At 72.2% G+C, this 24,310-nt stretch carries 25 protein-coding genes; 16 read left to right on the plus strand and 9 right to left on the minus strand.

Annotated features, from left to right (window positions below):
- Positions 1 to 60: 60 nt before the first annotated feature.
- The 3 genes from glmM to ACWA15_RS04245 all read left to right on the plus strand — a co-directional run bounded on the left by glmM (position 61) and on the right by ACWA15_RS04245 (position 2,930).
- Positions 61 to 1,407, plus strand: coding sequence for a phosphoglucosamine mutase (gene glmM / locus ACWA15_RS04235; protein WP_464058192.1), 1,347 nt, complete (start codon positions 61 to 63; stop codon positions 1,405 to 1,407).
- A 1-nt stretch (position 1,408) separates the two neighbouring features.
- On the plus strand, positions 1,409 to 2,050 hold the full coding sequence (locus ACWA15_RS04240; RefSeq protein WP_464058193.1) for a peptide deformylase: 642 nt from the start codon (positions 1,409 to 1,411) through the stop codon (positions 2,048 to 2,050).
- Between the two features lie 202 nt (positions 2,051 to 2,252).
- Positions 2,253 to 2,930 carry a DedA family protein gene (locus tag ACWA15_RS04245; RefSeq protein ID WP_464058194.1) on the plus strand — a complete coding sequence of 226 codons (678 nt, stop codon included), beginning with the start codon at positions 2,253 to 2,255 and terminating at the stop codon, positions 2,928 to 2,930.
- On the opposite strand, the gene coaA is transcribed toward ACWA15_RS04245, so the two are convergent.
- Positions 2,878 to 3,828 (minus strand): type I pantothenate kinase, encoded by a 951-nt coding sequence (coaA, locus tag ACWA15_RS04250; RefSeq protein ID WP_464058195.1) that lies wholly within the window; start codon positions 3,826 to 3,828, stop codon positions 2,878 to 2,880. The genes ACWA15_RS04245 and coaA overlap by 53 nt on opposite strands.
- A gap of 53 nt (positions 3,829 to 3,881) precedes the next feature.
- Between coaA and glmS the strand changes: the two genes are divergently transcribed.
- The 3 genes from glmS to ACWA15_RS04265 are packed head-to-tail and all read left to right on the plus strand — an operon-like array spanning position 3,882 to position 6,945.
- Positions 3,882 to 5,744: a glutamine--fructose-6-phosphate transaminase (isomerizing) gene (gene glmS, locus ACWA15_RS04255; RefSeq protein WP_464058196.1), complete on the plus strand. Its 1,863-nt coding sequence runs from the start codon at positions 3,882 to 3,884 to the stop codon at positions 5,742 to 5,744.
- On the plus strand, positions 5,741 to 6,103 hold the full coding sequence (locus ACWA15_RS04260; protein WP_464058197.1) for a holo-ACP synthase: 363 nt from the start codon (positions 5,741 to 5,743) through the stop codon (positions 6,101 to 6,103). The genes glmS and ACWA15_RS04260 overlap by 4 nt, the downstream gene beginning before the upstream one ends.
- A complete protein-coding gene (locus tag ACWA15_RS04265) occupies positions 6,100 to 6,945 on the plus strand; it encodes a M15 family metallopeptidase (protein ID WP_464058198.1) in 846 nt (281 codons plus the stop codon). Before ACWA15_RS04260 ends, ACWA15_RS04265 begins: the two co-directional genes overlap by 4 nt.
- Before the next feature lie 46 nt (positions 6,946 to 6,991).
- Here ACWA15_RS04265 and ACWA15_RS04270 read toward each other — a convergent pair whose 3' ends face one another.
- Entirely contained in the window at positions 6,992 to 7,978 is a 987-nt protein-coding gene (locus ACWA15_RS04270) for an LLM class F420-dependent oxidoreductase (protein ID WP_464058199.1), read from the minus strand.
- Positions 7,979 to 8,089: 111 nt separating this feature from the next.
- On the opposite strand from ACWA15_RS04270, the gene ACWA15_RS04275 reads away from it, so the two are divergent.
- The 9 genes from ACWA15_RS04275 (at position 8,090) to ACWA15_RS04315 (ending at position 16,227) form a co-directional block, all read left to right on the plus strand.
- Positions 8,090 to 9,811: a bifunctional ADP-dependent NAD(P)H-hydrate dehydratase/NAD(P)H-hydrate epimerase gene (locus ACWA15_RS04275; protein WP_464058200.1), complete on the plus strand. Its 1,722-nt coding sequence runs from the start codon at positions 8,090 to 8,092 to the stop codon at positions 9,809 to 9,811.
- Positions 9,808 to 10,461, plus strand: coding sequence for a nucleoside/nucleotide kinase family protein (locus ACWA15_RS04280; protein ID WP_464058201.1), 654 nt, complete (start codon positions 9,808 to 9,810; stop codon positions 10,459 to 10,461). The genes ACWA15_RS04275 and ACWA15_RS04280 overlap by 4 nt, the downstream gene beginning before the upstream one ends.
- Positions 10,462 to 10,475: 14 nt before the next feature.
- Complete coding sequence (gene alr / locus ACWA15_RS04285; RefSeq protein WP_464058202.1) at positions 10,476 to 11,675, plus strand: alanine racemase; 1,200 nt, start codon at positions 10,476 to 10,478, stop codon at positions 11,673 to 11,675.
- Positions 11,672 to 12,259, plus strand: coding sequence for a tRNA (adenosine(37)-N6)-threonylcarbamoyltransferase complex ATPase subunit type 1 TsaE (tsaE, locus tag ACWA15_RS04290; RefSeq protein ID WP_464058203.1), 588 nt, complete (start codon positions 11,672 to 11,674; stop codon positions 12,257 to 12,259). Before alr ends, tsaE begins: the two co-directional genes overlap by 4 nt.
- Positions 12,260 to 12,263: 4 nt before the next feature.
- Positions 12,264 to 12,974 carry a tRNA (adenosine(37)-N6)-threonylcarbamoyltransferase complex dimerization subunit type 1 TsaB gene (gene tsaB / locus ACWA15_RS04295; RefSeq protein ID WP_464058204.1) on the plus strand — a complete coding sequence of 237 codons (711 nt, stop codon included), beginning with the start codon at positions 12,264 to 12,266 and terminating at the stop codon, positions 12,972 to 12,974.
- An 8-nt stretch (positions 12,975 to 12,982) separates the two neighbouring features.
- Positions 12,983 to 13,498 (plus strand): ribosomal protein S18-alanine N-acetyltransferase, encoded by a 516-nt coding sequence (gene rimI / locus ACWA15_RS04300; RefSeq protein WP_464058205.1) that lies wholly within the window; start codon positions 12,983 to 12,985, stop codon positions 13,496 to 13,498.
- Positions 13,495 to 14,382 carry a sulfurtransferase gene (locus ACWA15_RS04305; protein WP_464058206.1) on the plus strand — a complete coding sequence of 296 codons (888 nt, stop codon included), beginning with the start codon at positions 13,495 to 13,497 and terminating at the stop codon, positions 14,380 to 14,382. Before rimI ends, ACWA15_RS04305 begins: the two co-directional genes overlap by 4 nt.
- Before the next feature lie 57 nt (positions 14,383 to 14,439).
- A complete protein-coding gene (gene tsaD, locus ACWA15_RS04310) occupies positions 14,440 to 15,483 on the plus strand; it encodes a tRNA (adenosine(37)-N6)-threonylcarbamoyltransferase complex transferase subunit TsaD (protein WP_464058207.1) in 1,044 nt (347 codons plus the stop codon).
- Positions 15,484 to 15,669: 186 nt separating this feature from the next.
- Positions 15,670 to 16,227 carry a hypothetical protein gene (locus tag ACWA15_RS04315; protein ID WP_464058208.1) on the plus strand — a complete coding sequence of 186 codons (558 nt, stop codon included), beginning with the start codon at positions 15,670 to 15,672 and terminating at the stop codon, positions 16,225 to 16,227.
- 3 nt (positions 16,228 to 16,230) lie between these two features.
- Here the strand turns inward: ACWA15_RS04315 and ACWA15_RS04320 are convergent, their stop codons facing one another.
- The 6 genes from ACWA15_RS04320 to ACWA15_RS04345 all read right to left on the minus strand — a co-directional run bounded on the left by ACWA15_RS04320 (position 16,231) and on the right by ACWA15_RS04345 (position 22,332).
- The gene (locus ACWA15_RS04320; protein ID WP_464058209.1) at positions 16,231 to 16,785 is read right to left on the minus strand and encodes a hypothetical protein; all 555 of its coding nucleotides are present in this window, start codon (positions 16,783 to 16,785) and stop codon (positions 16,231 to 16,233) included.
- Positions 16,785 to 17,114, minus strand: a complete 330-nt coding sequence (locus ACWA15_RS04325) for a PadR family transcriptional regulator (protein ID WP_464058210.1) — start codon at positions 17,112 to 17,114, stop codon at positions 16,785 to 16,787. The genes ACWA15_RS04320 and ACWA15_RS04325 overlap by 1 nt, the downstream gene beginning before the upstream one ends.
- 134 nt (positions 17,115 to 17,248) lie before the next feature.
- On the minus strand, positions 17,249 to 18,385 hold the full coding sequence (locus tag ACWA15_RS04330) for a glutamate--cysteine ligase (RefSeq protein ID WP_464058211.1): 1,137 nt from the start codon (positions 18,383 to 18,385) through the stop codon (positions 17,249 to 17,251).
- A 2-nt stretch (positions 18,386 to 18,387) separates the two neighbouring features.
- The gene (locus ACWA15_RS04335; RefSeq protein ID WP_464058212.1) at positions 18,388 to 19,710 is read right to left on the minus strand and encodes a class I SAM-dependent methyltransferase; all 1,323 of its coding nucleotides are present in this window, start codon (positions 19,708 to 19,710) and stop codon (positions 18,388 to 18,390) included.
- Positions 19,711 to 19,746: 36 nt separating this feature from the next.
- Positions 19,747 to 20,721, minus strand: a complete 975-nt coding sequence (locus tag ACWA15_RS04340) for an NYN domain-containing protein (protein ID WP_464058213.1) — start codon at positions 20,719 to 20,721, stop codon at positions 19,747 to 19,749.
- A 141-nt stretch (positions 20,722 to 20,862) separates the two neighbouring features.
- Positions 20,863 to 22,332, minus strand: coding sequence for an MATE family efflux transporter (locus ACWA15_RS04345; RefSeq protein ID WP_464058214.1), 1,470 nt, complete (start codon positions 22,330 to 22,332; stop codon positions 20,863 to 20,865).
- 290 nt (positions 22,333 to 22,622) lie between these two features.
- On the opposite strand from ACWA15_RS04345, the gene ACWA15_RS04350 reads away from it, so the two are divergent.
- The gene (locus ACWA15_RS04350) at positions 22,623 to 23,231 is read left to right on the plus strand and encodes a GntR family transcriptional regulator (protein ID WP_464058215.1); all 609 of its coding nucleotides are present in this window, start codon (positions 22,623 to 22,625) and stop codon (positions 23,229 to 23,231) included.
- 92 nt (positions 23,232 to 23,323) lie between these two features.
- On the opposite strand, the gene ACWA15_RS04355 is transcribed toward ACWA15_RS04350, so the two are convergent.
- Positions 23,324 to 24,268 carry a carbamate kinase gene (locus tag ACWA15_RS04355; protein ID WP_464058216.1) on the minus strand — a complete coding sequence of 315 codons (945 nt, stop codon included), beginning with the start codon at positions 24,266 to 24,268 and terminating at the stop codon, positions 23,324 to 23,326.
- Positions 24,269 to 24,310: the final 42 nt, after the last annotated feature.

The following is a 24,310-nucleotide window of genomic DNA, read 5'->3' on the forward strand; positions in this document are numbered from 1 at the left end:
CGGGGCCGTCGCTTTCTGGCAACCAGGCAAGACTTTCTCTCAAGGCAGGGCGTGGCGGACATGGGTCGACTTTTCGGAACAGACGGCGTGCGGGGCTTGGCGAACCGTGACGTCACTGCGGAGCTGGCCCTGGACCTCGCGGTGGCCGCGGCGCACGTGCTCGGTCAGCGCGGAGTGTTCTCCGGGCACCGACCCAAGGCCGTCGTCGGGCGCGACCCGCGGGCCTCGGGGGAGTTCCTCTCCGCAGCCGTCTGCGCCGGCCTGGCCAGCGCCGGGATCGACGTCGTCGACGTCGGCGTGGTGCCCACCCCCGCCGTGGCCTACCTGGCCGGGAACATGGACTACGACCTCGGTGTGATGATCTCCGCCTCGCACAACTCGATGGAGGACAACGGGATCAAGTTCTTCGACCGCTCGGGCTACAAGCTCGCCGACGAGGTCGAGGACCAGATCGAGACCCGCCTCGGTGAGCACTGGGAGCGCCCGATCGGCCCCGCCGTCGGCCGGATGACCCAGGACTTCGCGGCGGTGTGGCGCTACGTCGACTACATCGTGGGGACCGTGCCGTACCGCCTCGACGGCCTCAAGGTCGTCGTCGACAGCGCCAACGGTTCCGCGAGCGAGGTCGGTCCCGAGGCGCTGCGCCGCGCGGGCGCCGAGGTCGTCGTCATCGGCTCCTACCCCGACGGGGAGAACATCAACAGCGGCTACGGGGCGACGCACCCGCGCCGCATGGCGGCCGCCACCGTCGGGCACTGGGCGCACGCGGGCGTCTCCTTCGACGGCGACGCCGACCGCTGCATCGCCGCGGACGAGGACGGCAACATCGTCGACGGCGACCAGATCATGGGCATCCTCGCCCAGGCGCACGCCGAGCGCGGCACCCTGACCAACGGCACCCTGGTCACCACGGTCATGTCCAACCTCGGCCTGAAGATCGCGATGGCACGGGCGGGCATCCGCACGGTCGAGACGAACGTCGGAGACCGCTACGTCCTCGAGGAGATGCGCCGAGGCGGGTTCTCGGTCGGCGGCGAGCAGTCCGGGCACGTGCTGCTCACCGACTACGCGACCACCGGCGACGGCACCCTGACCGCGCTGCACCTGCTGTCCCGGCTCGCAGAGTCCAAGGGCACCATGTCCGAGCTCGCCGCGGTCATCGGGCGCCTGCCGCAGACGATGGTGAACGTCACGGGGGTGGACAAGGCCGCCGCGCGCACGGACGCGGAGGTGCTCAGCGCCGTGGCCGCCGCCGAGGCCGTCCTGGGCGAGACCGGCCGGGTGCTGCTGCGCCCCTCCGGGACGGAAGCGCTCGTGCGGGTCATGGTCGAGGCCGAGACCCAGGGGCAGGCCGACGAGATCGCCCACTCCCTGGCCGACGTCGTGCGCGCGCGGCTCTCCCTCTGAGATGGCGACCGATCCTGGGTTCCGGGCGGCCGTCGAGGGCTTCCTCGACGCCCACGACCGCGGGGTCCTGCCGATCGTCCAGGCCGGCCACCCGGTGCTGCGCGCACCGGCGGCCGTCTACGACGGTCAGCTCGGCGACCTGTTCGAGGACTTCCTGCACGCGATGCGGCTGACGATGCTCGACGCCCCAGGCGTGGGGCTCGCCGCGCCGCAGATCGGCGTCGGGCTCGCGATCGCGGTCGTGTGGGACCCAGGAGTCGGCGAGGTCGCCGCGAGCGACCCTCGGGAACGCACACCCGTCGAGCACCGCACGCTCGTCAACCCGTCCTACGCCGGGGTGGGAGTCGAGCGCCGGGCGTTCTTCGAGGGATGCCTGAGCGTCGACGGCTACCAGGCTGTCGTGTCCCGGCACCGCTCCGTCCGCCTCACCGGCCAGGACGAGACCGGGCGTGAGCTCGACGAGGTCCTCACCGGATGGCCGGCACGGATCATCCAGCACGAGACCGACCACCTGCGCGGCCAGCTCTACCTCGATCACGCCGAGCTGCGGTCGCTGTGCACCAACGAGAACCTCTCGCGGTTCTGGGCGGACACCCCGGACCCGGCCGAGGCGGCGCGGGTGCTGGGCTTCCCGCTGAGCTGAGCTGACCTGACCTGACCTGACCTCCTCCGGGAGGAGGAGGCGGACCCTGGCCGTTCTGCCGGGCATGTCCTCCGATCGGCTGATGCCGCGGCGGGTCGTCCCATGATGGGATCTCAGGGGAGAGATGGGGGAGACCCCTGATGCCCTTCGATCCCGTGCTGCCTAGGCTGGCAGGGACCCGCTCGTCGACGGAAGGCCTGCCATGCTCGACGGACTTGAACTCTGGGCCGCGAACCTCGCGGCGTCGCCGTGGGTCCTGGCGGTGGTGGTCGCCTTCGTCATCATCGACGCGTTCTTCCCACCGGTCCCGAGCGAGTCGCTGATCATCGCGGTGGCCGCGATCGGGTCTGCCGCGGGCGGACCCGACACCGGGCTGCTCGTCGCGGCCGCTGCGGTGGGCGCCTTCACCGGTGACCTCATCGCGTACTGGATCGGTGCGCGGCTGCCGATCCAGCGGCTGCCGCTCATGCGCTCCCACCGGATGCAGTCCGCCTTCGCCTGGGCGGACCGTGCCCTCACGCACCGCCCCGCCCCGCTGATCATCGCGGCACGCTACATCCCGGTGGGCCGGGTGGCGGTGAACATGACGGCCGGGACCCTGCGGTACCCGCTGCGCCGGTTCCTGCCGCTGTCGGCGATCGCGGCGATCACCTGGGCGGGGTACTCGACCCTCATCGGGGTGGGCGCCGGGGCGTGGCTGCACGGCAACCCCGTGCTGGCGGTCGTGGCCGGTGTGGCGGGCGGGATCACGATCGGCTTCGGCATCGACTGGGTGCTGGGCCGGGCGCTCCGGGTGCGCCCCGAGCCGGCCGTGACCGACGCCGACCTCAGATCTTGCGCAGCCGCACCCGCTGGACGGAGTGGTCCGGGCCCTTGGTGAGCACCAGGGTGGCCCGGGACCGGGTCGGCTGGATGTTCGCCACGAGGTTCGGCTCGTTGATCGAGTCCCAGATCCCCTCCGCCTTGGCGACCGCCTCGTCGTCGGACAGCGTCGCGTAGCGGTGGAAGTAGGACTCGGGGCGGGCGAAAGCGGTGCCGCGCAGCGAGAGGAAGCGGTCGACGTACCACTGGCGCACGTCGGAGGTGCGGGCGTCGACGTAGATCGAGAAGTCGAAGAAGTCGCTCACCGCGAGGGTGGATCCGCTCTCGGTGGTCCGGCCCGGCTGGAGGACGTTGAGGCCCTCCACGATGAGCACGTCGGGTCGGCGGATGACGACCTCCTTGCCCGGCACGATGTCGTAGGTCAGGTGGTCGTAGACCGGGGCACGGACCTCCGGGCGTCCGGCCTTGACCTTGGTGAGGAAACGCAGCAGGGCGCGCCGGTCGTAGGACTCGGGGAATCCCTTGCGGTCCATCAGCCCGCGCCGCTCGAGCTCGGCGTTGGGATAGAGGAAGCCGTCGGTCGTGATGAGCTCGACCCGCGGGGTGTCCGGCCAGCGGGCCATCATCTCGCGCAGCACCCGGGACGTCGTCGACTTGCCCACCGCGACGGACCCGGCCACGCCGATGACGTAGGGAGTGCCTCCGGACTCTTCGCGCAGGAACGTCGACGTCGCGCGGGTCAGGCTCGCTGCCGTCCCGACGTAGAGGTTGAGCAACCGGGAGAGCGGCCGGTAGACCGTGTCCACCTCGGCCAGGTCGATCGGGTCGCCCAGGCCGCGCAGCCGGGCGACGTCGTCGTCGGTCAGCGGGAGCGGGGTCGACTCCGAGAGTCGGTACCAGGCCGCGCGATCAAGATCGACGTACGGCGTCGCTGGGACGAGGTTGGGGGCTACCACCTGATGATTCTGCCTGATCGAAGAGGGTGGGCGCGTCGATTACACTCGCACCCATGTGTGGAATCGTTGGTTATGTAGGCTCGCAGACCGCTTCCGACCGTGCGCAGGAGGTCGTGATCAGCGGCCTGCGGCGCTTGGAGTACCGCGGCTACGACTCTGCGGGTGTGGCGCTGGTCGCACCCGGAGAGGCGCTCACGTCGATGAAGAAGGCCGGGAAGCTCGCCAATCTCGTCGCTGAGCTCGAAGAACGACCGCTCGCCGCGGCGACCGCGGCGATCGGGCACACCCGGTGGGCCACCCACGGCGCCCCCAACGACCTCAACGCCCACCCGCACCTGTCCGCCGACGGCAAGCTCGCGCTGATCCACAACGGGATCGTCGAGAACTTCGCGGTGCTCAAGCAGGAGCTGCTCGCCGACGGGGTGACGTTCCTCTCCGAGACCGACACCGAGGTGGCCGCGCACCTGCTCGCGAAGGAGCTGGCGGCCGCCGGTGACCTCACCGAGGCCATGCGCCGGGTCGCCCTCCGCCTGGACGGCACCTTCACCCTGCTCGCCGTGCACGCCGACTTCCCCGACACGGTCGTCGGCGCCCGCCACGACTCCCCGCTCGTCGTCGGTCTGGGGGACGGCGAGAACTTCCTCGGCTCCGACGTCGCCGCCTTCATCGCCTACACCCGCGAGGCGCTCGAGCTCGGCCAGGACCAGATCGTCACGATCACCCCCGACGCCGTCGCCGTGATCGACTTCGCCGGCCTGGCCGTCGAGCCGCGCCGCTTCACGGTCGACTGGGACGCGGCCGCCGCAGAGAAGGGCGGCTTCGCGTCCTTCATGGACAAGGAGATCCACGACCAGCCGCAGGCGGTCGGCGACACCCTGCTGGGCCGCACCGACATCAACGGCCGGCTGACCCTGGACGACCTGCGCATCGACGAGGCCGTGCTACGCAGCATCGACAAGATCGTCGTCATCGCCTGCGGGACCGCGGCCTACGCCGGTCACGTCGCCAAGTACGCGATCGAGCACTGGTGCCGCATCCCGGTCGAGGTCGAGCTCGCCCACGAGTTCCGCTACCGGGACCCGGTCGTCAACGAGAAGACCCTCGTGGTCGCGGTGACCCAGTCCGGGGAGACCATGGACACCCTCATGGCCGTCCGGCACGCCCGCGAGCAGGGCGCCAAGGTCATCTCCATCGTCAACACCCACGGCTCGACGATCCCGCGCGAGTCCGACGCCGTCCTGTACACCCACGCCGGCCCGGAGATCGCGGTCGCCTCGACCAAGGCGTTCCTGTCCCAGATCACCGCGGCGTACCTGCTCGGGCTGTACCTCGCCCAGCTGCGCGGCAACAAGTTCCCCGACGAGATCGCCGAGATCCTCGAGGACCTCAAGGCCATGCCCGCCAAGATCCAGGAGGTCATCGACCGCGGTGGCCGGGTCCGGGAGATCGCGCGCTGGATGGCCGACACCTCCTCGGTCCTGTTCCTGGGACGCCACGTCGGCTTCCCGGTCGCGATGGAAGGGGCGCTCAAGCTCAAGGAGCTCGCCTACATCCACGCCGAGGGCTTCGCAGCCGGCGAGCTCAAGCACGGCCCGATCGCGCTCATCGAGCCTGGTCAGCCGGTGTTCGTCGTGGTGCCGTCCCCGCGCGGGCGTGACTCCTTGCACTCCAAGGTGATCTCCAACATCCAGGAGATCCGGGCCCGCGGCGCCCGCACGCTCGTCATCGCCGAGGACGGCGACGACGCGGTGCTGCCCTTCGCCGACGAGGTGTTCTGGGTTCCGCAGTGCCCCACGCTGCTCGCCCCGCTGCTCACCGTCGTGCCGCTGCAGATCTTCGCCTGCGAGCTGGCGACCGCCCGTGGCCTGGACGTGGACCAGCCGCGCAACCTCGCAAAGTCCGTCACGGTCGAGTGATCCTCGGGGTCGGGGTCGACGTCGTCGACATCGCGCGCTTCATGGACGCGCTGGCGCGCGCGCCGAGGCTGCGGGAGCGGCTCTTCACTCCGGTCGAGCGTGACCTCGCCCCGTCCTCGTTGGCCGCCCGCTTCGCGGCGAAGGAGGCCCTGGCCAAGGCCCTGGGTGCCCCCGGCAACCTGCACTGGCACGACGCGACGGTCCCGCGCGTGCCGGGTGGGCCACCGGTGCTCGAGATGCGGGGGACCGTCGCCGCCCGCGCGGCCGACCTCGGCGTGACGAGCCTGCATCTGTCGCTGTCGCACGACGGCGGGATCGCGACCGCGATGGTGGTCGTCGAGGGTCCGGGCCGACCGTGACACCCCGTCCGGCGGCCCCGGTCGCCGGTCCGGTGGTCGTGGGGCTGCTGGCGGGCGTCGTCGCGGGGGTCCTCGCGGCGTGCGCTCCGGCTGGCGGGTCCGGCGACTCGTCCCCGCCCGCAGCGGAGGTCGAGGCTCCCTCGGCGGAGCCGACGCCGGTCGAGCCGGAGCCGGAGCCGGAGCCCGTGCCCGTGCCCGCCGCGCCCGTCGTGGCGCCGCTCCCGGCCTGCGCCTACGTCGACGAACCCACCCGGTACGGGCAGGTGCAGGACTGGGCACGGACGATGCTGGACACCAACCTCGTGCTCCCCGCGGACTATCGTCCCGACGACCTCGTGCCCGTCGCCACGGCCGGCGTGGAGGGGTGGGGTGAGGTCCGCGGCCTCGTCATCGAGGACCTGCGCGCGATGGACGCCGACTCCCGGGCGGCCGGGGCCGCCTTCGCGGTCCGCTCCGCCTTCCGTGACTACGCGACCCAGCAGGACAGCTTCGCGCAGTGGGTGGCCAGGCTCGGCGAGGCGGGCGCGCTCGGGGAGAGCGCGCGCCCCGGGCACTCCGAGCACCAGCTCGGCACCGCCCTCGACCTGCGCAGCGCGGACTCCGTGGTGCCGGCGTGGGACTACCCGGACTGGGGACTGACCGCGGCCGGGGCGTGGCTGCGGGAGAACTCCTGGCGGTACGGGTTCGTGCTCAGCTACCCGGCCGGGCAGAGCGCGTTCACCTGCTACGAGTACGAGTCGTGGCACTTCCGCTACGTGGGCCGGGAGTCGGCCGGGCAGATGCACGCGAGCGGGATCACCCTGCGTGAGCACCTGTGGCGGACGAGCGAGAGCCAGCCGTAGCCGCTCGCTCGCCCGCCGAGGTGGACTCGGTGGTGGTCTCGGGGGCTCAGGCGAGGGCCGGGGCGACCTGGGACTCGAAGAGCTCGATGCCGGACCGGTCGTAGGCGGCCTCGGCGAAGTACGTGATCGCGTACGTCATGCCCAGCGCCTTGAGGCCGGTGAGGGTCTCGGCGATCTGCTCGGGGGTTCCCACGAGCGGACCGGACCGGAAGTCCTCGACCGTGCTGGCGGCCTTCGTCGGAACGGTCTTGGCGTAGTGCTCCCCGATCCAGGCGAGGCGGTCCACGACGTCCTTCTCGGTCTCCCCGATGACGACGTTGTAGTTCGCCGACCGCGTGATGTCGGCGAAGTCGCGCCCCTGCTCGGCGCAGTGCTTGGCGAGGACGGCCGACTTGTGGGCGAAGCCCTCGAGCGTCCCGTCGAAGTTCGTGTAGTCCGCGTGCTGGGCCGCGATCCGCAGGGTCTTCTTCTCCCCGCCGCCCGCGATCCACAGCGGCAGCCCGCCGTCCTGGAGCGGCAGCGGGTAGTTGAGCGCGCCGTCGACCTGGAAGTGCTTGCCGGTGAAGGTCGCGGACCCCTGTGTCCACATCTGCTTCATGATCTGCACGCCCTCGTCGAGGGCGTCCAGGCGCTTCCCTGCGCCCGGGAAGCCGTAGCCGTAGGCACGCCACTCGTGCTCGTACCACCCGGCGCCGATACCCATCTGCGCGCGACCACCGCTGATCACGTCGACCGTGGTGGCGGCCTTGGCGAGGTAGGCGGGGTTGCGGTAGGCCATGCAGGTGCACATCTGGCCGAGCTTGACCCGGGAGGTCGACGCGGCGAAGGCGGCCATGAGCGACCACGCCTCGTGGGTGGCCTCCGTGGTCGGCTCGGGCACGGTGTGGAAGTGGTCGTAGACCCAGACCGAGTCGAAGACGGTGCCGGCGTCCGCGTGCTGGGCGAGGCCGTTCATGGTGGTCCAGTGGTCGGCCGGCGCGATGCCTGTGAGGTCTTGGCGCCAGCCCTGTGGGATGAAGAGTCCGAATCGCATGAGCCCACACTACGCACCCGAGGGTGCTCCGGATCACGTTTTCCCACGCCCCTGTGGTGCTCGTGAGGTGCCCTCCCTGCGCATTGTCCCTGTTCGCGGCATGATGGCCAGATGATCGAGGCCTACGAGTCGTCCGCCGTCCGTGCCGCTGAGGCTCCGCTCCTCGCGGTGGGCGTCCCGCTCATGGACCGGGCGGCGTTCGCGCTCGCGGCCGCGGCGGTCCGCGAGCTGCGCGCCCACCCGCGGGTCCGGGCACCCCACCGCGGGGTGAGCCGGACCGGGCGCCGCGGGCTGAGCAGCACCCGAGCGGTGCTGCTCGTGGGGCCGGGGAACAACGGCGGGGACACCCTCTTCGCCGGCGCGAACCTCGCCGCGCGCGGGGTCCGCATCTGCGCCGTGCTGACCGGCGACCACGTGCACGACGCCGCGCTCGCGGCTCTGCGAGCGGCCGGCGGGACGGTCGTGCGCGCGGGTGACGCTGCGACTTCCGCCGTGACCGCTGTGACCGCTGCGACCGCCGCGACCGACGAGGTCGTCGCCCTCGTGGCCGACGCCGACATCGTCCTCGACGGCCTGCTGGGGATCGGCGCCCGGGGCGGGCTGCGCGGCGCGGCAGGCGACGTCGTCCGCGCGGTGGATGCCGCCCTGAGCATGCGCCCGCCCGGGTCGCGACCGGTGGTCGTGGCCGTCGACGTGCCGAGCGGGATCGGGGTCGACGACGGCAGCCGCGACGTGGGCGCCCCCGTCCTCACCGCGGACCTGACCGTCACCTTCGGGGCGATCAAGCCCGGGCTGCTGCTCCCGCCGGCTTCGGAGCTCGCCGGCCGGATCGAGGTCGTGGACCTCGGGCTCGACCTGCCCGGGCGAGCCGCCTCGACCGTGCGCCGGCTCACCGCCGCCGACCTGCTCGCCCGCGGCGTCCTCGCCCCGCCGGCCACCGGCGCGCACAAGTACACCCGCGGGGTGCTCGGCGTCGTGGCCGGCACCCAGCAGTTCCCCGGGGCAGCGGTGCTCACGGTGAGCGGGGCGATCCGGGCCGGCGTCGGAATGGTGCGCTACCTCGGCGCGCGGGAGGTCACCGCCGCGGTGCTCGCGGCCCGCCCCGAGGCCGTCCCGGCGGGCGGGCGGGTGCAGGCCTGGGCCCTGGGGCCGGGGGTGTCCGCCGCCCCTCCGGCCACCGACGAGGCGGCCCGCGCCCAGCAGGGACGTATCCGCCACGCGCTCGCGCAGGTCACAGGGTTGCTCGCCTCGGACGTCACCGGGGACCAGGTCCCGGCGGTGGTCGACGCCGGCGCGATCGCGCTGCTGCCCCTGGAGTGCCCGCCGTGGCTCGTCATCACCCCGCACGCCGGTGAGCTCGCCGAGCTGCTGCGGTCCCGAGGGATGCGGGTGGAACGGTCCGAGGTCGAGGCCAGCCCGCTGGCCTGGGCCCGCCGGGCGCGCGACCTCACCGGCGCGACCGTCCTGCTCAAAGGGGCCACGACCGTCGTGGTCGGGCCGGGGGTGACCTACGCCCAGGCCGACGGTCCGCCGTGGCTGGCGACCGCGGGCGCCGGTGACGTGCTCACCGGGCTGCTCGGCTCGCTGCTCGCCGCTCACAGCGCCCCTGCGGTCCGGGACCCGGGGATGCCCGCCCTGCTCGCGGCGTCGGCCGCGCTGCTGCACGGGCTCGCGGCCCGTCGCGCGAACCCGGGCGGGCCGGTCGCGGCCCTCGACGTCGCCGGCGCGCTCCCCGCGACGATCGCCGCGGTGCTGGCCGGAGGGGACGGGCTGGCCGGAGGGGACGGGCTCGCCGGAGGTGACGGGCTCGCCGGAGGTGACGGGCGTCCATGACCGCTCCCGTCTACGCCCCGGACGACCTCCCGCGCCGGGTCCGGGCGCTGCTGGCCGCGGCCCGCCGGTCCCAGCCCGCAGCGCGGGTCCTCGTGGGCATCACCGGCCCACCCGGCTGCGGGAAGTCGACCCTGGCCGACGGGCTCACCGCCGCACTGACCGCGACCGGCACCGCCGCGGTCTGCGTCCCGATGGACGGCTTCCATCTCGCCGGCTCCGAGCTCGCCCGGCTGGGCCGCCAGGACCGCAAGGGTGCCCCGGACACCTTCGACGCCGCCGGGTTCGTCCACCTGCTGACCCGGCTGCGCTCGCGGACCGAGACCACGTGGGCGCCGTTCTTCGACCGCGGGATCGAGGAACCGATCGCCGGCGCGATCGCCGTCGGCCCCGACATCGACGTCGTCGTCACCGAGGGCAACTACCTGCTGCTCGACGACGGTCCGTGGGCGGCGGTGCCGACCCTGCTCGACGAGACCTGGTACCTCGACCTGCCCGACGACCTTCGGGTGGCCCGCCTGACGGCCCGGCACGTCCGGCACGGACGCACCCCGGACGCAGCCCGGGAGTGGGCCCTCGGACCCGACGAGGCCAACGCCCGGCTCGTCGCCGTGACCCGCGACCGCGCGGACGGGGTGGTCGGCGGTCGGTGAGAGAATCGGGGACCATGAGCACCAACGACCCCGCCTACTTCCCGGCGCGGGCGCTCGTGGACCTCGCCGCGATCCGGTCGAACGTCCGAGCCCTCGCCTCCCACGCCGCACCCGTCGCCGGCCGCAGCGCCCAGGTGATGGCCGTGGTCAAGGCCGACGCCTACGGGCACGGCCTCGTCCCGGCCGCCCGCGCCGCCGTCCAGGGCGGGGCCACGTGGCTGGGCACCGCGCAGATCAGCGAGGCTCTCGCGCTGCGCGCCGCCGGCCTGACGGTGCCGCTCCTCACCTGGCTCTACGCCCCCGGCGCCCCGCTGGGCGACGTGCTCGACGCCGGCATCGACGTGTCCGTCGCCGCGCCCTGGGCACTGACCGAGGTGGTCGCCGCAGCCCGCGAGCGCGGCCGGACGGCCCGGATCCACGTCAAGGTCGACACCGGGCTGGGCCGCAACGGCCTGTGGCCCGACGCGCTGCCCGCCTTCCTCGCCGGCGCCGTCGCTGCGCAGTCCTCCGGGCTCGTGGAGATCGTCGGCATCTGGTCGCACCTCGCCTTCGCCGACGACCCGACCCACCCCACCGTGCTCGCCCAGGCGGACGTCTTCGACGCCGCGGTGCGCCTGGCCGAGCAGGCCGGAGCGCACCTGGAGGTCCGCCACCTGGCCAACTCGGCCGCGACGGTGACGAACCCGCGCATGCACTACGACCTCGTCCGCCCCGGGATCGCTGTCTACGGACTCTCCCCGGTCCCCGACCTCGCCGGACCGCAGGCCTACGGGCTGCGCCCGGCGATGACCCTCGAAGCGAGCCTGGCCACCGTCAAGGCCGTGCCGGCCGGGACCGGGGTGTCCTACGCGCACGCCTACACCACGACCGCGGACACCGTCCTGGGCGTCGTCCCGCTCGGCTACGCCGACGGGATCCCGCGGCACGCGTCGGGCAATCTGCCCACCCACCCCGGTGGACCTGTCCGGGTGGGGACGGGCGCCGCCGCCCGCACCCTCGCCGTCGCCGGCCGGGTCTGCATGGACCAGGTGGTCCTCGACCTCGGACCCGGCGCCGCCGAGCTGGCGGGGGACCGGGTGGTGCTCTTCGGTGACGGCCTCGACGGCTCACCGACCGCCCAGGACTGGGCGGACGCGGCCGGCACCATCAGCTACGAGATCATCACCCGGCTCGGTGACCGGGTCCCTCGCGTCTACCTCGGAGAGAGCACATGACCAGCCCCGCGACCAGCCCCCCGGTCCACACCATCACCCTGCCCGACGCCGAGACCACCCGGGCCTTCGGCCGCGCGCTCGCGGGGCTGCTGCACGAGGGGGACCTCGTCATGCTCACCGGCGACCTCGGTGCCGGGAAGACCACCCTGACCCAGGGGATCGGCGCGGGTCTGGGGGTGCGCGGCCAGGTGGCCTCCCCGACCTTCGTCATCGCCCGGGTCCACCCCTCCCTCACCGACGGGCCGGCCCTCGTGCACGTCGACGCCTACCGGCTCTCCTCCCTCGACGACGTCGACGCCCTCGACCTGGACACCAGCCTGGACCACTCGGTGACGGTGGTGGAGTGGGGGCAGGGGCTCGTGGAGCGGCTGGCCCGGGACCGCCTGGAGATCACCGTCGAGCGCCCCCGCGGCGGGACCGACCTGGAAGCGATCCTCACCGACGCCGAGGCCGGCGTCCGGGTGGTGCGGGTACAGGGGTTCGGGCAGCGGTGGGCTGACGTGACGATCCCGACGGCAACGGCGACGGACCGCACTTCACCTCCTGAGGAACCGCCCACCACGCCGCAGAAGTCAGTAGGCTGAGGCTGTGGCAGTTCTAGCGCTCGATACGTCAGCGGCGGTCGCCGTCGCCCTGCTCGACAACCTCGGCACACAGCTCGCGGCCCGTCGGGTGGTCGAACAGCGCCGCCACGCGGAGCTCCTCGCCCCGATGATCGAAGACGTCCTCGCCGAGGCCGGACTGAGCCCGGCGGACCTGCGCGCGATCGTCGTGGGCACCGGACCGGCCCCGTTCACCGGGCTGCGGGTGGGCCTGGTCACGGCCCGGACCATGGCGCACGCCCTCGGCATCCCGGTGTTCGGGATCTCCAGCCTGGACGCCATCGCCGCCGAGACCGCCGACGTCTTCGACCTCCCGCACGGCGCCCACGTGCTCGTGGCGACCGACGCCCGCCGCGGCGAGGTCTACTACGCCCGGTACACCGTCGACGACGTCGAGGTGCTCGGCGCCCGCGCCGTGCACACGACCGCCGGCCCCGCCGTCGCCCGGGCGGGCGACGTGGTCGCCGCCGGGCACGCCCGGGACGCGATCGTCGTCGGGCAGGGGACCGAGCTGTACGCGCCGGCCTTCGCCGACGCGAAGACCCCCGACGACGCACCGTGCCTGCCCGACCCGGCCTACCTCGCCCGGCTGGCGCTGGCCCGCGCCGCCGCGGGGGAGGACCTGCCGAGCGAACCGCTGTACCTGCGCCGCCCTGACGCGCAGGAACCACCCGCCAGGAAGCGAGCGACAGGGTGAGCGCACCGATGAACACCCCGCCCCGGACGAGGGCGCGGCTGCGGCCGCTGCGTGCCGCGGACCTGCCCCGCGTCGTCGAGCTCGAGGTGGAGATGTTCGGGCCGAGCGCCTGGACCTACGGCATGCTCGCCGAGGAGCTCGGTGCCCTGGGGCGCTGGTACATCGCCGCGGAGGAGATCCGCGACGACCGGCCCGGTCCGGGTGACCTCGTCGGCTACGCCGGGCTGTGGTTCGACGGTGAGATCACCCAGATCATGACCATCGGCGTCGCCCCGCGCGCCCAGCACTGCGGGATCGGCTCGCAGATGCTCACCGCGCTCATCGACCGCTCCCGCGAGCTCGGCGCGACCGCGATCCTGCTCGAGGTGGCCGTGACCAACGCCGCGGCCCTGGGCATGTACGCGAAGTACGGCTTCACCCAGCTGGGTCTGCGCAAGCGCTACTACCAGCCCGAGGACGTCGACGCCTACACGATGCGGCTCGACCTGACCGGTGACACCGACGCCTCCGCGGTGACCGCGTGAACGACGTCGACGCGGACCTCGACTCCCGCCGCGCCCGCGTGTTCGTGGGCCCGGCCGAGCTGACCGGGATCCTGGAGACCGGCAAGCCGGTCACCGTGCTCGACGTGCGCTGGGCGCTGGGCCGCAGCGACGGCCGCGAGGCCTACCAGGGCGGGCACGTCCCCGGAGCAGTGTTCGTCGACCTGGAGACCGAGCTCGCCGGGCCGGCCGGCGCGGCGACCGGGCGGCACCCGCTGCCGACCCTGGAGTCCCTGCAGGACTCCGCCCGCAGCTGGGGCGTGCGGGCCGGCGTCCCGGTCGTCGTCTACGACGCCGTCGGGGGGCTGTCCGCGGCGCGCGCGTGGTGGCTGCTGCGCTGGGCCGGGCTGGACGAGGTCCGCATCCTCGACGGCGGCCTCGCTGCCTGGACGGCGCGCGGGGGAGCCCTCGAGACCGGTGACCGGGTCGTCCCCGAGAGCCGGATCACCCTCAGCGCCGGGCACCTCCCGGTGCTCGACGCCGACGACGCGGCCGACTTCGCCGCCGACGGCGTGCTGCTGGACGCCCGCGCCGGGGAGCGGTTCCGCGGCGAGGTCGAACCGGTGGACCCCCGCGCGGGGCACATCCCCGGGGCTCGCTCGGTGCCGACGGTCGAGACCCTCGGCCCGGACGGCCGGCTGCTGCCCGCCCGCGAGCTCTTCGCGCGCTTCGCCGAGGTCGGGGTGAGCCCCGAGCACGCGGACCCCGCCGCGGGCGCGCGGATCGGGGTGTACTGCGGGTCCGGGGTGACGGCGTCGCACGAGGTCGCGGTGCTGGCGAGCCTGGGCATCGACGCGGCGCTCTACCCCGGGTCGTGGTCGCAGTGGTCCACCGATCCGCGCCGCCCGGTCGCGACCGGCGTCTGACGACACCGGTACCTGACGTGACCGGCGCCCCTCGGGGAGGCCGGTAATCTTGGCAGCATGTCTGCGCCCCTCATCCTTGGCATCGAGAGCTCCTGCGACGAGACGGGTGTCGCCCTGGTCCGGGGCGACGACCTGCTCATCGACGCGGTCGCCAGCTCGGTCGACGAGCACGCGCGGTTCGGTGGGATCATCCCCGAGGTCGCCTCGCGCGCCCACCTCGAGGCGATGGTCCCCACGATCGAGCGGGCGGTCGCCGGCGCCGGGGTCACCCTGGCCGACGTCGACGCGATCGCCGTCACCGCCGGCCCCGGGCTGGTCGGCCCGCTGACCGTGGGGGCGTCGGCCGCCAAGGCGCTCGCGGTCGCCCTGGGCAAGCCGCTCTACGGGGTGAACCACGTCGTCGGGCACGCCGCCGTGGACCTGCTGGTGCACGGGACGTTCCCGGAGCGGTTCATGGCCCTGGTGGTCTCGGGCGGGCACTCCTCGCTGCTGCTCGTCGACGACATCGCGACCCAGGTCGACGAGCTCGGCTCGACCCTGGACGACGCCGCCGGGGAGGCGTTCGACAAGGTGGGGCGTCTGCTCGGGCTGCCCTACCCGGGCGGACCGCACGTGGACCGCCTGGCCCGTGAGGGCGACCCGCTGGCCATCCGGTTCCCGCGCGGGCTGACCGCCGCCAAGGACCAGGCCAAGCACATGTACGACTTCTCCTTCTCCGGCCTCAAGACGGCCGTGGCGCGCTGGGTCGAGGCGCACACCGACGCCGGGACCCCGATCCCGGCCGCCGACGTCGCGGCGTCCTTCGCCTTCGCAGTCGCGGACGTGCTCACCGCCAAGACGATCGCCGCGTGCAAGCGCAACGACGTGACCACTCTCGTCGTCGGCGGCGGGTTCTCCGCGAACTCCCAGCTCCGCGAGCTGGCGGCGGCGCGCTGCGCGGAGGCCGGGATCACCCTGCGGATCCCCCCGATCCGCTTCTGCACCGACAACGGCGCGATGATCGCGGCCCTCGGCTCGGCAGTCGTCCGCGCCGGAGTGGCCCCCTCCAGCCTCGACATCCCCGTCGACTCCTCCATGCCCCTGACGACCATCACGGTCTAGCCCCACCCACCCCCCCAGCTTCGCTGAGTGTACGAAAATGCGCGTGTCGCCCCGGCGAGTCGCGAGCACTTTCGTGCACTCAGTGAGCGTGCGCCTGTCGGTGGAGCGGCTACGGGTCAAGGGAGGCGCCCCGCAGGCCGATAGGGAGGGTGTGGGCGAGACGGGGCGGTTGTGAAGCGGGGGCTGGTGGTCCTCGCGATTCTGGTGATCTGCGGTGGGATCGGCATGGGCGTGCGGGTCCTGATGGCCGGGGAGGCTGATCTTGCGGTGGTGACTGTCGTCCCGCCGGTGGTGCTCGTGCCGCTCACCGAGACGCTGGTCGTCGACACGACGGGACTGGACACGTGCCCGGGGTTCACGGCCCAGGTCCCCCGGGCCCCCCTCGGCCCGCCCACCCTGTCACCGGACGGCACAGCCTCGCTCACGGCGGTCATGCTCGACGACGCGGGATCGGCCCTGCTCGTCATGTGCGCGGGACGCGTTGCCGACCTGGGCACGCCCCGGGAGTACGTGGCCGCGATCGGGTACCACGACGGGGTGACCGTGGTGGGCACCTCCGCCGAGGTGCGGGAGGGCTTCCCGGAGATGGTGCGCCGGGACGTCGAGATGAGCGGGCGCCAGCTGTCCGACAGGTACTTCGAGCACGACGGTTGGCTCTACGTCGTCGGGTTCCTGCGCAAGCCGGAGGTCACGACGATCGAGGCGACCTTCGAGACGATCCTGGCCAGCTGGACCTGGACCTGACGCTCAGGCCAGGGGCCGGGCCGGGCGATGGAGCCACAACCGCCAGCCGCGAGCCGCGACGAAGAACACCAAGAGGCACAGGGGGAACCCGATGAGCGGGCCGGCGCCGGTGAACGACGCCGAGAGGGCGTCGGGGCTGTGCTCCACGACCACCTGGGTCCACAGGAACGTTCCGCGCGCCGTCGTCGCGGCGCCCGTCGACGCGTCCGCCGAGCTGGCGACGCCGTCGTGCAGGCCGAGCGTGTAGCTGAGCAGCGTGTATGTCGTGAGCACCGCCAGGATCCCGGCGGCCAGCGCGCCCACCCACCACCGCGGGAGCTTGCGGCCCTGCGCGGTGCGGTAGTCCTGGGCCAGGACGGCGACCGGTCCGAGGTCGGTGATCGCGTCCCGCATACCCCGATCCGTCGCGGCGGCGCCCAGGTCCGCGCGCAGGTCCCGGTAGATCGCCCGACGGTCGCGGCCGGGGATGTCTTCGAGGAAGAGCGAGAGCTTGGTGAGGAACCACTCGCGGCGGACGACGTCACCGAGGCGACGAGCTGGTGTGGTCGTGGTGGGCATCAGATCTCTCCAACGGTGAGGGTGTCGACGACGTGGGTGAGCTCGCGCCAGGCGGTGAGCCCGTCCGCGAGGCGCTCGGCGCCGGCGGGGGTGGGTGCGTAGTACTTGCGCGCGGGGCCCGACGACGACGCGACGAGCCGCGAGGTGATCGCCCCGTCGCGCTCGAGGCGGGTGAGGATCGGGTAGACGGTGCCGGTCGCGACGTCGGCCAGCCCGCCGGCCTGGAGCCGGGTGACGAGCTCGTAGCCGTAGGACTCCTCGGTCCGCAGCAGCGCCAGGACGAGGGTGGGGAGGATGCCCTTGAGGAGCTGAGGGTCACGAGTGATCACGGAAACAATCTATACCCACTACCCGGCATAACCAACTACCGCCCCGGAGTCCCCCGCTGAGTGCTGGGTCTTACACGTTTCCATCGGCGTGTCGCGTGTCGTGGCCAGCACTCAGTGAAAGGGGCGGGGTGGGGCTAGAGCGGCCGGCCCGCTCGCATCTCCGCGACGAGGGCGGAGACGACGACGTCGAGCTCGCCGCCGTTGCGCCGGGACACCGCGCGCTGACGCTGGTAGCCGGCGCCGCGGCGCATGATCGTGCGGATGCCGTCGAGCTCGTCGAGGCAGCCCAGCCGCGCGGCGACCGGCTCGAGCTCGACGAGCAGCCGGGAGACCGCGTCGGTGACGAGCTCCTCGTTGCCGTCCTTGTCGAGGATGAGGATCGCGTCCATCCCGTAGCGGGCCGAGCGCCACTTGTTCTCCTGCGCGAACCACGGCGGGATGGTCGGCAGCTCCTTGCCCTCGTCGAGCATCGTCGACAGGTGCTCCACGAGGCAGTGGTTGAGCGCGGCCAGGGCGAGCACCTCGGTGATGTTGGAGGCGCCGTCGCAGATGCGGGTCTCCAGGGTGCCGAACCGGGGGGAGGGGCGCAGGTCCCAGCGGACCTCGTCGAACTGGTCGATCACGCCGGTGTGCATCATGTCCGCGACGTAGCCCTCGAGCTGGGACCACTCCTCGAACTGGAAGCCGAGCCCGGCCGTGGGCAGCTGCTGGAACATGAGCGCCCGGTTGGAGGCGTAACCGGTGTCCTTGCCGCCCCAGAACGGGCTCGAGGCGGACAGCGACTGGAAGAAGCCGAAGGAGGCGAGCATCGCCCGGGAGATCGGCAGCACCTTGTCCCGGTCCTCGATGCCGACGTGCACGTGCACCCCGTAGATGAGCATCTGCCGGCCCCACCACTGGGTCCGGTCGATGAGCGTGGCGTAGCGCTCCTTGTCGGTGACCTTCTGCTGGGCCCAGCGGGCGAAGGGGTGGGTGCCCGCGCACATGAGCTCGACCCGCAGCGGGTCGGTGATCGTGCGGATGTCCTCGATGCTGCGCTCGAGGTCGTCGCCGGCCTGACGCACGGTCCGGGAGACCCCCGAGACCACCTCGACGGTGTTGAGAAGCAGCTCCTGGCGGATGTTGGGGTGCTGCGAGCCGTCGGCGGGGGCGACGGCGTCGAGCACGGTCTGGGCGACCTGGCGCAGGTCGCCGGAGTCCTTGTCGACGAGGGCGAGCTCCCACTCGATGCCGACGGTCGACCGTTCCGAGTGCGCGAAGGGAAGGTGCATGGTCACTCCATCTCGCCGGCCGCGGACGGCGGGGTCTGGCGGTCGGTGGCGGCGTCGGCCGGGCGGACGAGCGGGTCGACGACGAGCACGTGCTGCGCGCCGGCGACCCTGGTCAGCACGATAGTCGCCTCGGCCGAGCCCTTGAGACCGAGCTGGCCGCGCAGATGCTCCGGGGTGACGGCGGTGCCACGCTTCTTGATCGTCAACCGCCCGACGTCGCGCTCGCGCAGGTAGCTGCGCAGCCGCTTGAGCCCGAAGGGCAGGGTGTCCACGATCCGGTAGCCGGTGGCCAGCGGGACCTCCTGCGGCCCGCCGTCGGCCGCGTCGGGACCGAGGTCGCTCGTGATGTAGGCGATCGTCGGGTCGAGCAGCCGCCCGCCGAGGGCGCGGGCCGCGTCGGCGACGAGACCCGCGCGGATGACCGCGCCGTCGGGCTCGTAGAGGTAGCCGCCCAGGCCGGCGACGCCGGAGACCGACTCCGGCCCGGTGGCCCCCGGTGCGGAGTCGACGCCGTCGCTGCGGACCGTGCGCCCGGCCGTCTGCCCCGCGTGGGTGCGCAGCAGCAGGGCGGTGCGGCCGTGGCCGTCGGGGGCCAGCGGCCCGAACCACAGGCCGGCCTCGACGACGTCGCCGTCGACCGAGACCCACTGCGCCTCGCAGTCGGTGGGCAGCCCCGCGTGCGGGATGCCCGGGCCCACCTTGATGCCGACGGCGGGCACGCGGGCGCGCAGCGCCCACACGTCGTCCAGGGCCGGGGCGTAGGCCTTGGGGTCGAAGATCCGCTTGCCCGCGCGCGTGCGGCGGGCCGGGTCGGCGTAGATCCCACCGTGGCCGCCGGTGTAGCCCTCGGCCTCGAAGTCGAGGCTGAGCCCGTCGGCGTGGCGCACGACGGCCTCGGGGAAGGCACGCAGGTTCACGGTGGCGACCGCGGCGGTCACCTCGTCGATGTCGGTGGCCAGGACGGACAGCCCGACGCCGGCGAAGGCCATCGAGTCGGCGCCGATCCCGCAGGTGAGGTCGGCGACGCGGTCGATCCCAGCGGCGAGGTAGCGCTGGGCGTGGCGGGCCGCCACGACGAGGCGGGTGGCCTGCTCGAGGCCGGCCGGGGTGAAGAGCATGCCGTCGGCGAAGGGGCCGAACTTGGGCTCGGCCTTGGCGCGCAGGCGGGACTGGGTGAGGACGAGCGCGACGACGTCGGGGTCGAAGCCCTTGGCGCGCAGTCTCTCGGAGAGCACCATCGCCAGCTTCTCCTCATAGGGCGGGAGTGCGTTGAGGAGCGCCCAGGCGTCCTGGTCGAGCAGCTTGGCGAGCGCAGCGGGATCCATGACGCGATCCTTTCACGTCGCGGGAGGGGTCGTGCGTCAGGTGACCAGGAAGGCCGGGCGCAGGCGCATCCGGCGCTGCGGGTGAGACGAGTCGACCTCGACGACGCTCGAGCGGGACGTGATGAAGGAGCTGAACGAGGCGTAGCCCAGGGGCTTCACATCGAAAGCCGGGTCGAGCGTGAGCATCTGTTCCCTCACCGAGGCGGGCAGGATCCATGGTGCGTCACCCGCGGCATGGATCAGGCGGAGCGCGCGCACGAGCAGTCCTGTCGGGCCCTTCGTCGGGGTGTTGGCGGCGGGCGTGACCGTCTTGGGCGAAGTCTTCTTCGCCGGTGGCGGAGAATTCTTCTTCGCTGGACCGGGCGTGAGCTTCGCTCGTTCTTGCAGGGTGGATGCGGTCTGCGGGGTCGCAGCAGCGCGCACGAGCGAGCGCGCGGCGTCGGGCAGGGGCGCGGGCGGGGTGGTGCCGGGGAGAGCGTCGTAGTCGACGTAGACGTCGCAGGCGCCGGCGAGAGCGGCGCTGGTGGCGCCCGCCATGCCGACGCCGACCGCGCGGCGGCCCAGCCGTCGTACGCGCTGGGCCAGCGGGACGAAGTCGGAGTCGCCGGAGACGATCACCACATGGGTGAGGTCCTCGACCCGGAAGAGGTCCTCGACGACGTCGACGGCCATCCGGATGTCGGCGGCGTTCTTGTGCAAGGTGGTCGTCGTGAAGAGCTGGGTGAGGTCGACCGCGCGGGACACGAGCGGGTCGCGGTAGCGGGAGTTGAAGGGGGCGGACCAGTCGGCGTAGGCGCGGGTGAGCGCGACCGTGCCGAGGGAGGCGGCGAAGTCGAGGATCGCCTCGATGTCGACGGTCGCCTCGACCGACCTCAGGACCGTCTCCGGCAGATGGGCGGTCTCACGCACCTTGTGCTTCTGGAAGGTCCCCTTGCCGTGGACCAGGTTGTAGCGCGAGATGACGATGTTGTCGAAATCGATGTAGACCCCGACGCGCGACTCTGTGCCCACGGTTCCTCAACCCCCTGCTAGTGACTGTCGCCAAGTATGCCGGGTTTGTCGCCAGCCCAGGTGCCCGCCCTCCCGCCACCACCCGCTGAGTGCGGGAGAACGGCTGCCTGATGTCCGGTTTGGGCAGCCAGATGCCCGCACTCAGCGGGGGGCGGGGGTGGGGTCGAGCTCGGCGATGGCGATCGGCTCGACCTGCTCGGCGGTCACGCCGACCGCGACGAGCGGCTCAGGGACGTGCAGCTCGACCGGGGCGCGCTGGACGTCCAGGGCGTGGAAACGCTCCTCCTCGAGCAGCCAGCGTCGCTGCCTCGCCCAGGAGACCCACACCGGGATCAGCGCCGCGATCCACGCGAGCGGCGCAGCCAGGGCCACGCCGACGAAGCCGAAGTACTTGGCCAGCAGCAGCGCGGCCGCCACCCGGGTGACCAGCTCCATCACTCCTGCCACGGTGGGTACGAAGGTCTTCCCCAGACCCTGGAGGGTGCCGCGCAGCGCGAAGAGCAGTCCGAGGGCGATGTAGAAGATGCCGTTGACGATGAGGTAGGTCTGCGCCAGGTCGACGACGTGCGCCTCGTCGTCGCCGACGAACAGCCGGATGATCGACGGCCCGAAGACGATGTTCACCCCCGCGATGAACAGGCTGAACGCGACCGACATCAGGCACGTCGCCCAGACTCCCTGGCGGATGCGGCGGTGGGACCGAGCGCCGTAGTTCTGCGCGGTGAAGGTGGCGATGGCGAGGCCGAAGGAGGCCAGCGGTGCGATCGCGAGGGTGTCGACCTTCTGCGCGGCCGTGTACGCGGCGACCGACTCCGCGCCCAGCCCGTTGAGGGCGTACTGCAGCACGAGCGTGCCGATCGCGATGATCGAGGACTGGAACCCCATCGGCAGACCGAGCCGGAGCTGGATGAGCAGGTCGGCCTTGGTCACCCGCCAGTCGGCGCGCGCAAGGTGCAGGATCGGCATCTTCTTGCGGATCAGCCACAGGCAGGCCAGCACCGAGACGAGCTGAGAGGTGACGGTCGCCAGGGCGGCGCCGTCCACGCCCATCCCGAAGGATGCGATGAACAAGAACACCAGAGCGACGTTGAGCACGCATGACAGGGCCAGGAAGATCAACGGGGTCCGGCTGTCGCCGAGGGCGCGGATGGTACTGGCCAGGAAGTTGAAGAAGACGGTCGCGCCGATGCCCCAGAACGTCACGACGATGAACAGGGTCGCGTCGTCGATGATCTCAGGCGGGGTGCGCATGAGCTCGAGCAGTGGCCGGGCGATGGGCACCGCGATCGCCGTGAGCAGGACGGCGAAGGCTCCGGTGATGATCGCCCCGGCCGCCACGGACCGGCGTACCCCTGCGTGGTCCTGGGCGCCGAAGGCCTGAGCGGTGGGGATCGCGAACCCGGACGTCATCCCCCAGGCGAAACCGAGCAGCAGGAAGGACAGGCCGCCGGTCGACCCGACGGCCGCGAGTGCCTCGATCCCGATCAGACGCCCGACGACGAAGGCGTCGGCGAAGCCGTAGAGCTGCTGGAACACGTTGCCGACGAGGAGCGGTGCGGTGAAGAGCAGGATGATCTTGGCGGGGTGTCCGGTGGTGAGGCTCTTGGCCATGGGAGAGCGTGCTTCCGCGAGCAGGGGTGGGGTCCATCCGGCCGAGTCCGCTGCGCTGCGATGCGATGGCGGGAGGTCGTCTGTGGCTTCGAGCCTAGGCCTTGGTCGGCGCGATTGTCGAATCGATTCGAGGGTGGAGTTTTCGAGGAAAAGGGCTGGTCAACTGATCGTCAAGCACCGACGACGAAGCGACCGGACTCGACGGCTCGACAGGGGATCGCGGCTACGATTGAGAGGTGACGAAACTCGTGACCTCCGTCGGACGCGCCCACACGACCTTGAGCCAGGCCGTGTACGAGGAGATCCGTCGACGGATCCTGGATCGGGAGCTGTCCCCCGGGACCCACCTGGTCGAGCGCACCCTGGCCGATGACCTCGAGGTCTCGCGGGTGCCGGTTCGCGAAGCGCTGAGGGAACTCGTCCGAGACGGGCTGGCTGAGGAGCGCGGCCGCAGCGGTCTGCATGTCACCGAACTGACCCGCGAGGACGTCGCAGAGATCCTCGAGCTGCGCAGCGTGCTCGACGGGTTGGTGTTTCGGCGGCTTGCCGCTCGCTTGGACGGTGACGGCGTGGCACGGGTGGAGGACCTGCTGGCACGCACCCACCGTGCTATCGAAGCCGGCCGGCACTCCGATGCAGTGCTGCTCAACACGCAGTTTCACGGTCTGGTGCGCGATCTCGCCGGCTCGCGCAACCTGCAGGCCGTGATGAACGTGCTCGACCCCCGGATGGGGTGGTTGCTCACCCAGCACGAAGACGTCGACGAGGTGCTTCGCCAGCACCGCGAGATCTTCGATGCCGTGCGCGCGGGCGACGTGGCCCGCATCGACATGCTGGCGACCAACCACTTGAGATCAAGCACCTCGATGATGCTCGAGGTCAACCCAGACCTCACCTGAGCCAGGGTGCACGGGTGGAGGCCTGGCGTCACGCATGCGCCCCCACCCCCACCCTCACCCCCACCCCCGCACCCTCTGCTGCGAAGAGCCGGTCAACCCGCAGTGGGATACATCTGCTCGCCGTCGGGCACGTCCAGCGCGATGATGGTGCCTGCCTCCCCGGCCAGGATCCGGGGAAGGTCAGAGAGCCGTCCGATGACCGCACAGCCGCGACCGGACTCGACGAAGCTGCGCGCCGCAGCCACCTTGGGGCCCATCGATCCGTCGGCGAAGTCGTAGGCGTCCAGCGCCTGCGGGGTGATCGCCTTGATCGCACGCTCCTGGGGGGTTCCCCAGTCGAGCATGACGGCATCGGCGTCGGTGGCCAGCACAAAGAGGTCTGCCTCGATTGCCCCAGCGAGCATCGCTGAGGACGCGTCCTTGTCGATGACGACCTCGACACCGGAGAAGGTGCCGTCCTCAGCGATGGCCACCGGCACACCGCCGCCTCCGGAGCTGACCACGATGTGCCCGCCGGCGAGCAGTCGTTTGACGGAGTCCACCTGGACCACGCGCTTGGGTGCGGGGGACGGCACCACGCGGCGTGGGGCATCTCCATCGAGCGCGAACGTCCAGCCTCGCTCGTCAGCGAGCGCGTCCGCCTCGCTCTGGGTGTAGACGGGCCCGACGAACTTGGTCGGGTTGGCGAAGGCAGGATCGTCACGGGACACGCTGACCAGTGTCAGCACGGTCGAGAGCATCTTGCGGTCGTGCAGGGCGTTGCGGAGCTCGAGCTCGATCAGGTACCCGATCAGGCCCTGGGTCTGTGCGCCCAGTACATCGAGCGGGGAGGCGGGTGAGCCGGCATAGGCGGCGTTCTGCAGAGCCAGCAGACCGACCTGAGGTCCGTTGCCGTGGGTGATGACGAGTTCGTGCTCGCACCCGACCTCGGCCAGGGGACCCGCAGCTTCGCGGAGGTTCGCGCGCTGGTTTTCGATGGTGATGGCTTCACCACGCCGTGAGATGGCATTGCCACCGAGGGCGACGACGATACGCATGGTTCTCCTTCAAGAGCAGCGGGCGGCTTGCCCTCGCTGTCA

The sequence above is a fragment of the Sanguibacter sp. TS_SC_8 genome (assembly GCF_055361235.1).

Coding starts and splice junctions, on each gene's coding strand:
- alr (WP_464058202.1), top strand. CDS start 10,476: ATGAGCACCAACGACCCCGCCTACTTCCCGGCGCGGGCGCTCGTGGAC.
- glmM (WP_464058192.1), top strand. CDS start 61: ATGGGTCGACTTTTCGGAACAGACGGCGTGCGGGGCTTGGCGAACCGT.
- ACWA15_RS04270 (WP_464058199.1), bottom strand. CDS start 7,978: ATGCGATTCGGACTCTTCATCCCACAGGGCTGGCGCCAAGACCTCACA.
- ACWA15_RS04320 (WP_464058209.1), bottom strand. CDS start 16,785: ATGCCCACCACGACCACACCAGCTCGTCGCCTCGGTGACGTCGTCCGC.
- ACWA15_RS04330 (WP_464058211.1), bottom strand. CDS start 18,385: ATGCACCTTCCCTTCGCGCACTCGGAACGGTCGACCGTCGGCATCGAG.
- ACWA15_RS04280 (WP_464058201.1), top strand. CDS start 9,808: ATGACCGCTCCCGTCTACGCCCCGGACGACCTCCCGCGCCGGGTCCGG.
- glmS (WP_464058196.1), top strand. CDS start 3,882: ATGTGTGGAATCGTTGGTTATGTAGGCTCGCAGACCGCTTCCGACCGT.
- ACWA15_RS04335 (WP_464058212.1), bottom strand. CDS start 19,710: ATGGATCCCGCTGCGCTCGCCAAGCTGCTCGACCAGGACGCCTGGGCG.
- ACWA15_RS04275 (WP_464058200.1), top strand. CDS start 8,090: ATGATCGAGGCCTACGAGTCGTCCGCCGTCCGTGCCGCTGAGGCTCCG.
- tsaD (WP_464058207.1), top strand. CDS start 14,440: ATGTCTGCGCCCCTCATCCTTGGCATCGAGAGCTCCTGCGACGAGACG.
- ACWA15_RS04355 (WP_464058216.1), bottom strand. CDS start 24,268: ATGCGTATCGTCGTCGCCCTCGGTGGCAATGCCATCTCACGGCGTGGT.
- rimI (WP_464058205.1), top strand. CDS start 12,983: ATGAACACCCCGCCCCGGACGAGGGCGCGGCTGCGGCCGCTGCGTGCC.
- ACWA15_RS04240 (WP_464058193.1), top strand. CDS start 1,409: ATGGCGACCGATCCTGGGTTCCGGGCGGCCGTCGAGGGCTTCCTCGAC.
- ACWA15_RS04245 (WP_464058194.1), top strand. CDS start 2,253: ATGCTCGACGGACTTGAACTCTGGGCCGCGAACCTCGCGGCGTCGCCG.
- tsaE (WP_464058203.1), top strand. CDS start 11,672: ATGACCAGCCCCGCGACCAGCCCCCCGGTCCACACCATCACCCTGCCC.
- ACWA15_RS04345 (WP_464058214.1), bottom strand. CDS start 22,332: ATGGCCAAGAGCCTCACCACCGGACACCCCGCCAAGATCATCCTGCTC.